Origin of the sequence: Leifsonia aquatica (assembly GCF_014190775.1) — a bacterium.
Classification (GTDB): domain Bacteria; phylum Actinomycetota; class Actinomycetes; order Actinomycetales; family Microbacteriaceae; genus Leifsonia; species Leifsonia aquatica.
Genome location: NZ_JACHVP010000004.1, coordinates 258,712 through 270,319, shown reverse-complemented (window position 1 = coordinate 270,319; position 11,608 = coordinate 258,712). Strand labels below are relative to the sequence as shown.

Sequence of the window (11,608 nt, the reverse complement as noted above, 5' to 3'; positions counted from 1 at the left end):
TTAGGGTAGGGACGTGTTCAGCAACGAGGTCGAGGAGCGCCGGCCGGCAGGGTTCCGCGCCCGGCTGACCCATCAGGCCGCACGGCGCTGGTATCCGGGCGCGCTGATCGGCCTGGTCTACCAGATCTCGGTCCTGGCCGGCCTCTGGACGTCCGACGGATCCCTCGCCGAGAAGATCATCACGACGTTCCTCCTCGTGCTCGTCTACGCGGGCTTCCTCGCCCTCCCTCCGCTGCTCTGGTGGGAGGGCGAGCGCACGCGGATGCTCGCGATCGCCGGCTACTTCGCCCTGACGCTCCTCCTCATCCCCTCGCTCGGCGAGATCACCTGCTGGACGTGGGTCTACGTCGCCTGCGTGATCGGGATGGTCGTGGCGCGGCCCGTGCTCTCGACCGCTCTCATCGTGGCGCTGGGCGCGGTCCAGCTGGTGGTGTTCCTCCTGGCGGGCAGCTTCGAGGACTACTGGTTCATCGCCCTCGTCACCGTCTCGATCGGCATCATGATGAGCGCGTTCGCCCGCCAGATCGATGCGCTCCGCAAGCTGCGCAGCGCGCAGGGCGAGATCGCCCGGCTTGCGGTGATCGAGGAGCGGTCGCGGTTCTCGCGCGACATGCACGACGTGCTGGGCCACTCCCTCACCGTCGTCACGGTGAAGTCCGAGCTCGCCCGGCGGCTCGTCCCCGTCGACCCGGCGCGGGCGGAGGCCGAACTCGCGGACATCGAACGCCTCACCCGGTCCGCGCTCGCCGATCTGCGGGCGGCCGTGGCCGGCTACCGCGAGATGAGCATCTCCACCGAGCTCGCCGCCGCACAGGCCAGCCTGGCTGCCGCCGACATCACCGCGCACCTGCCGCGCAACGGCGAGGAGGTCGCGCCCGACCTCCGGGAGCTCTTCGGCTGGGTGCTGCGGGAGGGCGTGACCAACGTGATCCGCCACTCCGGCTCCCGCAACTGCTGGGTGACCGTCGGGAGCGACGCCCTCGCGATCGAGGACGACGGACTCGGTCCGGCGCCGGTCGGTTCGGTGCCCGCCGCCGCCGCGGTGCGCGGTTCCGGCCTGGCCGGGCTCGCCGAGCGCGCCCGCACGTCGGGGGCGACGGTCGAGATCGCGGCGGGGACGCGCGGCGGAACACTGCTGACCGTCCGGAGGACCGCATGACCATCCGCCTGCTTCTCGCCGACGACCAGGCGCTCGTGCGCGGGGCGCTCGCCGCCCTGCTCGACCTCGAGCCGGATCTGGAGGTGGTGGCCCAGGTCGGCCGTGGGGACGAGGTCGTCGACGCGGCCCGGGAGTCCGCCGCCGACGTCGCCCTGCTCGACGTGGAGATGCCCGGGCTCGACGGCATCCAGGCGGCCTCCGCGCTGCGCACCGCTGTGCCCGCGTGCCGGTCTCTCATCGTCACGACGTTCGGGCGTCCCGGCTATCTGCGCCGGGCGATGGAGGCGGGAGCCTCCGGCTTCATCGTCAAGGACACGCCGTCGGGGCAACTCGCTGATGCCGTGCGCCGGGTCGCCTCGGGTCTGCGTGTCGTCGATCCGACGCTCGCAGCCGAATCGCTCGCGTCCGGTGTCTCACCGCTGACCTCGCGTGAGGCGGAGGTGCTGGCCCTGGCGGGGGACGGCGGCACGATCTCCGACATCGCGCGCCGACTGCACCTCAGCGAGGGGACGGTGCGCAATCACCTGTCGAGCGCGATCGGAAAGACCGCGGCGCGCAACCGCTCGGACGCGGTTCTGATCGCCACCCGACAGGGGTGGTTGTAGGGACGGGACTCGTCAGGCGCGCTTCGGCGTCTCGGTCTCTTCGTCCTCGTAGCCGTCGCCGGATTCCTCCGGCTCGTAGTCCGCCCACGCGGCGTATTGGTCGTCCTCGTGGTGTGAATGTCCGGTCAGCTCGCGCTCGAGCGCGTCGTAGTTGACCGTCGGACTGAACGACTTCAACTCACGAGCGATCTTGGTGTGCTTTGCCTTTTGACGGCCGCGCCCCATGCGTGACCCCCTTTTGGTCCCAGCCCGGGGGCTGGGCTCCCGGGGATCCGAACAGAAACAATAAAAACTAGCATCGAGTTTAGCATGCAGGTCCCTATGGACCCGGAGTATGCGCACAGCCGGACATGATGGGATGACAGCGTGACCACGAGCAGGACCGAGACCCAGGTCGTCGTGATCGGTGCGGGCCAGGCGGGGCTCGCGGTGGCCTACTATCTGCGGCGGTTCGAGCTCGTCCCCGGCGAGGATTTCGTCCTGTTCGACCGGGGTCCGTACACGGGCGGCGCGTGGCAGCACCGCTGGGATGCGCTGAAGCTCGGCAGCGCCCATCACGTCAACGATCTGCCCGGGATGGCGGAGGTCGGGCTCAGCTTCGAGACCGCCGACCGCTCGCTTCCTGCCAAGGACATCGTTGCGGGTTACTACCGCCGCTACGAGGAGCACTTCGGCCTCCGGGTGGAGCGACCGGTCGCCGTCTCCAGCGTCTTCAACCGGGGAGCGGACCTCGTGGTGGGGCATTCGCAGGGCGAGACCGTCACGCGCGTCGTCGTCAACGCCTCCGGGACCTGGGGCGCACCCTTCATCCCCTGGTACCCCGGCATGAACACATTCTCCGGACGGCATGTGCACACCTCGAACTACGTGTCGGCCGAGGAGTTCGCCGGGCAGTCGGTCGTCGTCGTCGGCGGCGGCACGAGCGCGATCGGCTTCCTGCTCGAGCTGGAGGGCGTCGCCGGTGAGCTGGCGTGGGCGACCCGGCGCCCGGTCGACTTCCGTGACGAATCCGAGCTCACGATCGAGGGCGGTGTCGCCGCCGTGCAGCAGCAGGATGCCGCAGCCCGCGCCGGTGCGGCGCTGCCGAGCATCGTGAGCGGGACCGGTGTGCCCCGCACCCGCCGCATCGCCGCCGGCATCGAGCGGGGGCTCCTCGTCGAGCGTCCGATGTTCACCGCCATCGAGCCGGACGGCGTTCGCTGGAGCGACGGGTCGTTCACCCACGCGGACGCCATCGTCTGGGCGACCGGGTTCCGTCCCGAGCTGCGCCACCTCGCGCCGCTCAAGCTGCGCGAGAAGGCGGGCGGCCTGACCGTCGCTTCGGGCGCATCCTGGCAGGACAGCCGCATCTTCCTCGCCGGCTACGGCCCCCAGGCGAGCACCATCGGCGCCAACCGCGCCGGCCGCGTCATCGCCCGCCAGATCATGGCCCAGCTCTAGCCTCCGAGCGCGTGCCGCGCTCGCGAGGTGTGAGTTGTTGCGGGTGTTTCGCGTGGATACCCGCAACTAGTCACATCTCGCGACGTGCGCATCCCGGGAGGCCGGCCGGCGCACGCAGAAGAGGCCGGACGCGGGGTGCGTCCGGCCTCTTCTGGCGTCAGGTCCGGTCAGGGCACGTCGACGTCGCGCGTCTCGCCGGCGAAGCGCAGGCCGCGCACGTGGGTGTTGGCCGCAGCGGGAGCCGGGTCGACGTCGAAACGTCCGGCGGGTGCGTCCGCGCGCAGCCCGAGGCGGGCGCTGAGCACGGCGACGGCAGCGGCGGCGGACCACGCCTGCGGACGGCAGGCGGCCGGGTACGGGATGGGCGCGGCCGTCTGCTCCGTGCTGTCACCGGAGTGCAGCTCGGGCATGCGGTAGCCGAACCCGTCGGCGGCGGCGAGCAGGCCGTCGGAGAGCTGCTCCGCCTCGGCGGCGAAGCCTTCGCGGGCGAGGCCGGTGATGACGATCGCGGTGTCGTGGGCCCAGACGCTGCCGCCGTGGTAGCTCAGCGGCCAGTAGCCGCCGGCCGCGCTGGACATCGTGCGGAGCCCGTAGCCGGAGGAGAGCTCGGGCGACGCCAGACGGCGGGCGATCAGCTCGGCCTGGCCGGGCTCCAGGATGCCGGTGCCGAGCAGGTGGCCGATGTTGCTGGTCACGGAGTCGACCGCCCGCTTCGACGCGTCGAGCGCGATCGCCGGGTAGGCGCCGGCTGGGTCGTCGATCCAGAAGGAGGCGGCGAAGCGTGCCTTGAGGGCGGCGGCCCAGTCGCGCCACTCCTCGGCGCCGTCGCGACCGAACGCCTCCAGCAGGGCGGCGCCGCCAACCGCGGCCTCGTAGGCGTAGCCCTGCACCTCGCAGAGCGCGATCGGACCGTCGGCGAGGGTGCCGTCGTTCCACTGGATCGAGTCGCCCGAGTCCTTCCAGCCCTGGTTCGCGAGGCCGTGGCCGGTGGTGTCGACGTACTCGAGGAACCCGTCGCCGTCGCTGTCTCCGTGGTCGCGCATCCAGAGCAGCGCGGCTTCGAGCGCGGGGAGGAGCGCCTCGACCTCGTCGGCAGGCATGCCCCAGCGCCACGCGTCGTGGAGCAGCGAGATCCAGAGCGCGGTCGCGTCGACTGTGCCGTAGTAGAGCGGGGGCAGCACGACGCCCTCGCCCGGGATGGTCAGCGCCGACGGACGCAGCTCGTGCATGATCTTGCCCGGCTGCTCGGCCGTTGCACCGACAGTCTCGGTGCCCTGGAGGGCGGCGAGCACGCGGAGCGTCGAGGCAGCGAGATCGGTGCCGAGCGGGAGGAGCATCCGCGCGGCCCAGAGGGAGTCGCGGCCGAAGAGGGTGAAGAACCACGGGGCGCCGGCGGCGAGGAACACGTCGTCCGGACGGGCGGTGGTCGTCATCCGCAGCGACTGCAGGTCGGCGAGGGCGCGCTCCAGCCAGGAGGCCAGGCGCGAGTCGCCGGTGGAGGCGGTGAAGGCCGTCCACTCGGCGGAGGGACCGGCGCCCGCGACCACGGCGGTCGGGTCGTCGACGGCGATCTCCCAGGTGAGGGTCGCGGCGCCGTTGCCGGCGATGTCGAGATCCCACGACAGCGTCGCCGCGGCCGCGTCGGACTCGACCCGGGCTCCCTCGGCGCGGAGGACGGCCGTGACGGGGCCGGACGTGAAGGTGACCGTGGAGCCGTCGACGGAGGTCTCGACCGGGTGCTCGGCGCCGGCGAGACCGGCCTTGACCACCTGCATCGGGCTGAAGTCGCCGTGGACGGCGACGGACACGGTGGTGGAGATCGGCTCGCGGAGCGCGTTGCGGACCACGATGGTCTCGCGCAGCACGCCGGCACGCACCTCGCGGGTGCGCTCGACGCGGACACGGGGGTCGGCCGTCGCGTCGTCGAGACCGCGAGCGAGGGAGGTGAAGACGGCCGTCGCGGCGTCGGGGCCGGCGGTCGCGATGTGCTCGAGCGTCGAACCGGCGACCGTGAGACCGATGCGGTCGAGGACGCGCAGGTCGGAGTGGAAGAACCCGTGGATGCCGACGCCGTCCACGTCGCCGTCGGCGGTGGACCAGGCCTGGCTGGGCGCGGTCAGGACCACGACGCTGTCATGCAGCAGGGGTTGGAGCGGGTGGGTCATCGTGGCTGTCGCGCCTCCTCGATAGGGGGTGTGAATGTGGATCGGTCGGTCTGGTCGGTGGGGTGGTGGGGCAGAATGCGCGGCGTCAGTCGCGTCTCGGCGATGGAGTCACCGTCGCGGACCAGACGCCAGGCTGCGGCGTCTTCGCGCTCGGCGACGACCTCGACGAGCTCTCGGCCGCGATAGACGAGGCCGACGCCCTCCTCGAGGGCGTAGCCGTCGGAGAGGGCGCCGTCGGCGATGGCCGCGAGGTGCGCGGGCCGGCGCTTCGGATCGGAGTCCCAGTGCACGCCGAGCGAGCCGGGCAGCAGAGCCAGGCCGTCGGGCACCGCGCTGATGTCCGGGCCGTACGAGGCGGTGGTGCCGCCCTCGTGCCAGCACAAGGCGCCGGCGGATCCTCCGGCGAGCACCACGCCCGCCTCCCACGCCTCCGCGAGGAGGCGGTCGAGGCCGTGCGCGCGCCAGACGGCGAGCAGATTGACGAGGCTGCCCCCGCTGACCCACACGACGTCCTGGCTGAGCAGGTGCTCGCGGAGGTCGGGTGTGTTCGGGTGCGGAAAGAACCGCACGTGGCTCGCCTCGACTCCCGCGACGCGGGCAGCCTCGAGCTCGGCGCCCTCGATGTGCCTCTGGTCGCCGCCTGCGGTGTTGATGTGAGTGACGCGCGGCGCGCGGCCGCTCACCTGGGCGAGCTCGATGGCGTGGTGCAGGAGCGGACCGTAGACGGAGTCGGTCCAGTCGCCGCCGTTGAGGCCGCCGCAGGTCGCGACGATCGTGGGTCCAGCGGCGGTCACTCCTTCACCGCCCCCTCGCTCGAGTTCATGATGCGGCGCTGGAAGATGAAGAACATGATGGCCACGGGGATGGTCATGAGTGCGGCGGCTGCGAGCTTGAGTGGGAACTGGTTGCCCTGGCTGAGCTGGCCACTGGCGAGGCCGGCGACGCCCTTGGTCAGCGTGGTGAGCGCCGGATCCTGCGTGGAGACGATGAAGTGCGCCAGCTCGTTCCACGAGCCCTGGAACGACAGGATGATGATCGTGATGAGCGCGGGCCGCGCCATCGGCAGAACGATCGACCAGAACACCCGGAAGGTGCTGGCGCCGTCGATGCGGGCCTGCTCCTCCACGCTGGCAGGGATGGACTCGAAGAAGTTCTTCATGATGAAGACACCGGCCGCGTCCGTCAGCAGCGGCAGGATCATGCCGGCGTAGGAGTCGTAGATGCCGAGCTGGTTGATCACGAGGAACTTCGGGATCAGCAGGACGACCATCGGCACCGACATGACCGCGACCAGGGCCGCGAAGATGACGCCGCGTCCGCGGAAGTGCAGCCGGGCGAGGGCGTACCCCGCCAGCGAGTTGAAGAACACTCGCCCGAGGGTCACGAAGATCGTCACGATCGCCGAGTTGGTGAACCAGGTGGGGAAGTCGGAGCTGAGGAAGAGCTTCGTGTACGCCGCGGTCGTCCACACCTGCGGGATGAGGGAGACGGGATGGGCCGTGGCGTCGGCGTCGGTCTTGAACGACGTCGCGAGCTGGATGAGGAACGGCAGGATGTACACGACCGCGAGGATGACGAGGATCGCGTAGCTGACCGACGTCGCGGCGATCGTGCCGTTGGACCGGCGACGGGGCGGGCGCGCCGCGGGCGCGGCGGTCGCCTTCTCGGCGCCGGACGGCGCGGAGGACAGTGTCGCGGTCATCGCTTCGGCTCCTTCTCCGCTGCTGCGGCGGTCGCTGCGGCGGGCACGGCGGTGCTCGCCGTGATGGCGGGCTGGTAGAGGCGCATCCGGCGCTTCGAGACCGCGCGCTCGCGCAGCACCCAGCGCTGGAAGATCGTGAACAGCACGATGATGACGAACAGGATGAACGCGATCGCCGCGCCCTGTCCCCAGTTCTGATCGACGAACGAGGTCTTGTACGACTGGTAGGCCGGGGTCAGCGTGGTCTTGCCGGGAGCGCCCTTGGTGCCGGTGTAGATCTGGTCGAAGACCTGCCAGCAGCCGATGAGACCGAGGGTCAGCACGGTGAAGAGGGTCGGGCGCAGCTGCGGGAGGGTGATGCGCCAGAAGCGCTGCCAGCCGTTCGCGCCGTCCATCATGGCGGCCTCGGTGATGTCGCCGCCCAGGTTCTGGAGGGCCGCGATGAAGAGGAGCATGAACGTGCCGCTCGTGGTGAAGACGGCCATGATGATGTACGCCGTCATGGCGACCGACGGGCCGCCCAGCCAGTCCCACCAGGAGACGCCGAGCAGGGTGTTCTGCGTGAGGGCGCCCGGGCCCTGGGTCACGCCGAAGATGCCGAGGAAGTTGTGGACGATGCCGTCGGGGTCGTTGAACCAGTTGGGCCCGTTGATCCCGATCCAGGAGAGCATCTGGTTGACCGCACCGGTGGTGCTGAAGAGGAAGAGCCACAGCACGGTGATTGCCACCGAGCTGGTGACGGAGGGGAAGTAGAAGGCGGTGCGGAAGAACCCGCGTCCGCGGAGCACCGCCCGGTTGACGAGGACCGCGAGGCCGAGGGCGACGGCGGTCTGGATCGGCACGACGAGGACCACGTACCAGGCGTTGTTCTTCAGCGAGATGCCGAAGTCCTGTTCGGCCAGGCCGCCGCCCGCGAGGATCGACGTGTAGTTCTTGAGTCCGATGAAGTTGACGTCGGAGGAGAAGGGGCTGCCCCGGCCTCCCCAGTCGGAGAAGCTCACCCACAGTGCCATGAGCACCGGGACGACGAGGAACACGCCGAGCAGGATGATGACCGGGGCGGTGAACAACCACCCCGAGGCGGCCTCGCCGCGCCGGATTCCGGAACGGCGAGACCGACTCGTGGTTTGCGACATGGGAGGGTTCGCTCCTACTTCAGCAGTGCTTCGAGGTTCTTCTGGGTCGCGTCCAGGATGGCCTTCGGGTCACCCGTGGCCAGCGATTCCAGCTTGCTGTTGAGGTCGGTGACGACGTCGGCCGAGCCCTTCGCGGTCGGCACGCCCTTGGCGTAGTCGGCGGCGGAGAGGAACGGGACGAGCGCCGGGTTGGCCGACTTCCACTCGTCGGCGGCCGACTTGATCGACGGCATGGGGCCGAAGGCCTCGGAGAAGGCGAGCTGGTCGTCCTTGCTGGTCAGCTTCTCGACGAGCTTGAGCGCGGCGGCCTGGTTGGGGCTGTCGGCGGCGATGCCCCAGCAGTTGGTGAACTGCAGGGTGCCCTGGCCGGCGGGGCCGGCCGGGAGCTCCGCGACGGTGTACTTGACGTCCGGGTAGTCGGCCTTCAGGCCACCCGTGATCCAGTTGCCCTCGATGGTCATGGCCGCGAGGCCCTTGCCGAACGCCTCGCCGCCCCAGCCCGCGCCGAGGTCCTTGGCGTACTTGAGCTCGCCGCCGTTCAGGAGGGTCTTCACGTAGTCGAGCGCCTTCACGTTGGCGTCGCTGTTCGCGGTCGCCTTGGTGGAGTCGTCGTTCATCAGGTTGCCGCCGGCCTGGACCATGAAGGAGCCGATGCGGGCGTACTCACCGGAGATGCCGAGGCCGACGTGGTCGGCGGTGGTCAGCTTCTTGCTGACGGACTCGAGCTGGTCCCAGGTCTTCGGGATGTCGGCGTCGGTCAGGCCGGCCGCGCTCCACATGTCGTTGTTGATGATGAGCTGCAGGGTCGAGAAGTCCTTCGGGGCGCAGTAGAACTTGCCGTCGTAGGTGAACGACTTGACCAGGCTGGGGTAGAAGTCGTCCTTGTTGCTGAGCTGGTCGCCGTAGGCGAGGAGCGAGCCGTTGGACGCGTAGCCGGCCAGGGCGTCGGTCGACAGGTAGAACACGTCGGCCGGCTTCTTCGCCGCGAAGCCCTGCGAGAGCTGCTGGTTGAGGTCGGTGGCGGCGACGACGGAGGCCTTGGTGCCCGAGCTCTTCGACCAGTCGGAGACGGCCGACTTCACCGCGTTGGTCTCGGAGTCGCCCGACGAGCCGATCATGACCGTGAGGGCCTTGTCGGACGACGTGAGCTTGCCCGAGTCGCTGCTGCTGCTCCCGCTGAAGCCGGAGCCGCAGGCCGTCAGCGCCAGGGCGGTCGCGACGGCGACGGCGCCGCTCGCGATCCACCTGTTGGTGTTCTTGCGCATGTGTTTCTCTCCTTGGTGTGAGCGTGCCCGAACGGTGGGCACGCAGAGGGTGGGGTCGGGAAAGTGTGGAGGGATCAGGTCGGGGCGGACGCTGTGGAGCGAGCTGTGCACGCCCGGGCGGCCTCGACGACAGTAGACCAGCGGGCCGATGAGGAGGCCGCCGGGAGACGACGACGGAGGGGTGAAGGGACGCTGCGCCTCGATGCGGGCATCCGACCTCCTCTGGTCCGTCGTGCTGCGGTTCATGGATCGATCCGTGATCTTGAACGATCAAATCGCGACGTGCTAGCGTCACTTTTGAACGATCAAATCGGATTGCAGTCACCATAACCATGGGCTTCCCGGCCTGTCAAGCGGCCGGACGGTAGGGTCGGTTCAGCCGCGATCGAGCCGGGAGGAGGCCGCCATGGGCGCACAGCCCACCGTCAGCGATGTCGCCGACGCCGCCGGCGTCTCCCGCCAGACCGTCTCCAATGTGCTGAACGCGCCCGAGCTGGTCCGCCCGGCCACGCGGGAGCGCGTGCAGGACGCGATCGGGCGCCTCGGCTACCGTCCCCACGCGTCGGCCCGCCGGCTGCGCACGCAGAAGAGCTCGACGATCGGCATCCGGCTCGACCCCATCACACAGGACGGCATCTCGGGCAGCATCCTCGACCGCTTCCTGCATTCGTTCACCGAGCAGGCCGACCGCAAGGGCCTGCGCGTGCTGCTCTTCACGGCGGATGGCCCGGACGACGAGATCGCGCAGTTCCGCCGCCTCTCGGACGCGGCCGACGTCGATGGCTTCGTGCTCACCTCCACCTTCCACGGCGATCCGCGCACCGAGTGGCTGATCGAGCACGGTCAGTCGTTCGTGACCTTCGGCCGGCCGTGGGGGATCGACGACATGACCGACCCGCAGCACCTCTGGGTGGATGTCGACGGGCGCTCGGGCCTGCGGGATGCGACCGCCCATCTGCTCCACGCCGGCGCCCGCCGGATCGCCTTCCTCGGCTGGCCCAGCGGATCGGGCACCGGCGACGACCGCCGCGAGGGATGGCTCGAGGCCATGCGCGCGGCCGGCCAGGTGCCCGAGTCCGACCTCCCGGGGCTGCAGGCGGTCGCGGAGGACGGCGTCACCTTCGGAGCCGAGGCCATGCGCCGGCTGCAGGCCGCGGCCGGGCCGGACGGCATCGATGCGGTCGTGTGCACCTCCGACTCGCTGGCCCTCGGCGCTCTGACGGTCGTCGGGAGCCGCATCCCCGTGATCGGCTACGACAACACCCCGGTGGCCGCCTCCCTCGGCTACTCGAGCGTGGAGCAGCCGCTCGATGCCGTCGCCGCCGGCGTGCTCGAACTGCTCACCGGAGCCCACGGCGGTCGCGTCCGTGCGGACGACGGCGTGACCGATCCGCGGCACCGGCTCGTCGCTCCGCGCCTGGTCGTGCGCGGGGGACCCGCCCTCATCGCCCCGCGCTGAAACAGCACCGCGCTGAAGCAGCACCCCGCTGAAGCAGCACCCTGCTGAAACACCGGCGTAACGAACGGCGGCGACAATGGAGTCATGTCTCCACAAGAGTCGTTGCAGAATGCGCCACAAGCGCTCCGCCTCCCGATCACCGTTTCCATCACGCGCCGCGTCGACGGCAGCCGCCTGCCCGAGGTCACCCGCTGGGTCCAGTCCGGCGTCAACCTCGCGAACACCTACGAGGGCTTCCTCGGCTCGGGCTGGGTGCGCGCTCACGCCGACTCCGACGAGTGGCACATGCTCTACCGCTTCGCCGACGCGGGGACGCTCGAGGCCTGGGAGGCCTCCGACGACCGCGCGACCTGGCTCTACGACGGCCGCGAGCTGGTCGAGGTCTCGCGGGTGGAGCGGCGCACCGGCATCGAGGGCTGGTTCGACGCGCCGCAGCCGGGCGTCCCGGCCGCGCCGCCACGCTGGAAGCAGGCGGTGACCATCTGGCTGGGGTTCTTCCCGCTGTCCCTGCTCTTCACCTGGCTGGCCGTCACGTTCGTGCCGGGCTGGCACTCGCTGTGGCCGCTGGCGACCGTGCTCATCAGCACGCTCTGCCTCACGCCGACGATGACATACCTGCTGCTGCCCTTCGTCACCCGGACGCTGCAGCCCTGGCTCCGTCGCTGATCGCCGCCTCC

Annotated in this window: 11 protein-coding genes; 5 read left to right on the top strand and 6 right to left on the bottom strand. The window is 70.3% G+C overall.

Annotated elements, in window-relative coordinates; all coding sequences use genetic code 11:
* The first annotated feature begins 13 nt into the window (after positions 1 to 13).
* Positions 14 to 1,159, top strand: coding sequence for a histidine kinase (locus FHX33_RS17260; protein WP_183428780.1), 1,146 nt, complete (start codon positions 14 to 16; stop codon positions 1,157 to 1,159).
* The gene (locus FHX33_RS17255) at positions 1,156 to 1,764 is read left to right on the top strand and encodes a response regulator transcription factor (RefSeq protein WP_021762601.1); all 609 of its coding nucleotides are present in this window, start codon (positions 1,156 to 1,158) and stop codon (positions 1,762 to 1,764) included. Before FHX33_RS17260 ends, FHX33_RS17255 begins: the two co-directional genes overlap by 4 nt.
* 12 nt (positions 1,765 to 1,776) lie before the next feature.
* On the opposite strand, the gene FHX33_RS17250 is transcribed toward FHX33_RS17255, so the two are convergent.
* Entirely contained in the window at positions 1,777 to 1,989 is a 213-nt protein-coding gene (locus FHX33_RS17250) for a DUF3073 domain-containing protein (RefSeq protein ID WP_021762602.1), read from the bottom strand.
* 141 nt (positions 1,990 to 2,130) lie between these two features.
* Between FHX33_RS17250 and FHX33_RS17245 the strand changes: the two genes are divergently transcribed.
* Positions 2,131 to 3,204, top strand: a complete 1,074-nt coding sequence (locus FHX33_RS17245; RefSeq protein WP_021762603.1) for an NAD(P)-binding domain-containing protein — start codon at positions 2,131 to 2,133, stop codon at positions 3,202 to 3,204.
* A gap of 167 nt (positions 3,205 to 3,371) precedes the next feature.
* Here the strand turns inward: FHX33_RS17245 and FHX33_RS17240 are convergent, their stop codons facing one another.
* Genes FHX33_RS17240 through FHX33_RS17220 form a run of 5 tightly spaced genes read right to left on the bottom strand, consistent with a single transcriptional unit; the run spans position 3,372 to position 9,472 of the window.
* Positions 3,372 to 5,369: a glycogen debranching N-terminal domain-containing protein gene (locus FHX33_RS17240; protein ID WP_183428779.1), complete on the bottom strand. Its 1,998-nt coding sequence runs from the start codon at positions 5,367 to 5,369 to the stop codon at positions 3,372 to 3,374.
* Complete coding sequence (locus FHX33_RS17235; RefSeq protein WP_021763318.1) at positions 5,366 to 6,163, bottom strand: Type 1 glutamine amidotransferase-like domain-containing protein; 798 nt, start codon at positions 6,161 to 6,163, stop codon at positions 5,366 to 5,368. Before FHX33_RS17235 ends, FHX33_RS17240 begins: the two co-directional genes overlap by 4 nt.
* Positions 6,160 to 7,071 carry a carbohydrate ABC transporter permease gene (locus tag FHX33_RS17230; protein WP_021763317.1) on the bottom strand — a complete coding sequence of 304 codons (912 nt, stop codon included), beginning with the start codon at positions 7,069 to 7,071 and terminating at the stop codon, positions 6,160 to 6,162. Before FHX33_RS17230 ends, FHX33_RS17235 begins: the two co-directional genes overlap by 4 nt.
* Complete coding sequence (locus FHX33_RS17225) at positions 7,068 to 8,207, bottom strand: carbohydrate ABC transporter permease (protein WP_021763316.1); 1,140 nt, start codon at positions 8,205 to 8,207, stop codon at positions 7,068 to 7,070. Before FHX33_RS17225 ends, FHX33_RS17230 begins: the two co-directional genes overlap by 4 nt.
* Before the next feature lie 14 nt (positions 8,208 to 8,221).
* Positions 8,222 to 9,472, bottom strand: a complete 1,251-nt coding sequence (locus FHX33_RS17220; protein WP_021763315.1) for a sugar ABC transporter substrate-binding protein — start codon at positions 9,470 to 9,472, stop codon at positions 8,222 to 8,224.
* 406 nt (positions 9,473 to 9,878) lie between these two features.
* Here FHX33_RS17220 and FHX33_RS17215 point away from each other — a divergent pair, with 406 nt between their 5' ends.
* Together FHX33_RS17215 and FHX33_RS17210 are read left to right on the top strand one after the other, a co-directional pair.
* The gene (locus tag FHX33_RS17215) at positions 9,879 to 10,931 is read left to right on the top strand and encodes a LacI family DNA-binding transcriptional regulator (RefSeq protein ID WP_183428778.1); all 1,053 of its coding nucleotides are present in this window, start codon (positions 9,879 to 9,881) and stop codon (positions 10,929 to 10,931) included.
* A gap of 84 nt (positions 10,932 to 11,015) precedes the next feature.
* Positions 11,016 to 11,597 (top strand): antibiotic biosynthesis monooxygenase, encoded by a 582-nt coding sequence (locus FHX33_RS17210; protein WP_021763150.1) that lies wholly within the window; start codon positions 11,016 to 11,018, stop codon positions 11,595 to 11,597.
* The last annotated feature ends 11 nt before the right edge of the window (positions 11,598 to 11,608 follow it).

Excerpts from the sequence above, each read along its gene's own strand:
- FHX33_RS17240 (WP_183428779.1), bottom strand. The coding sequence starts at position 5,369 with ATGACCCACCCGCTCCAACCCCTGCTGCATGACAGCGTCGTGGTCCTG.
- FHX33_RS17210 (WP_021763150.1), top strand. The coding sequence starts at position 11,016 with ATGTCTCCACAAGAGTCGTTGCAGAATGCGCCACAAGCGCTCCGCCTC.
- FHX33_RS17225 (WP_021763316.1), bottom strand. The coding sequence starts at position 8,207 with ATGTCGCAAACCACGAGTCGGTCTCGCCGTTCCGGAATCCGGCGCGGC.
- FHX33_RS17255 (WP_021762601.1), top strand. The coding sequence starts at position 1,156 with ATGACCATCCGCCTGCTTCTCGCCGACGACCAGGCGCTCGTGCGCGGG.
- FHX33_RS17215 (WP_183428778.1), top strand. The coding sequence starts at position 9,879 with ATGGGCGCACAGCCCACCGTCAGCGATGTCGCCGACGCCGCCGGCGTC.
- FHX33_RS17230 (WP_021763317.1), bottom strand. The coding sequence starts at position 7,071 with ATGACCGCGACACTGTCCTCCGCGCCGTCCGGCGCCGAGAAGGCGACC.
- FHX33_RS17250 (WP_021762602.1), bottom strand. The coding sequence starts at position 1,989 with ATGGGGCGCGGCCGTCAAAAGGCAAAGCACACCAAGATCGCTCGTGAG.
- FHX33_RS17220 (WP_021763315.1), bottom strand. The coding sequence starts at position 9,472 with ATGCGCAAGAACACCAACAGGTGGATCGCGAGCGGCGCCGTCGCCGTC.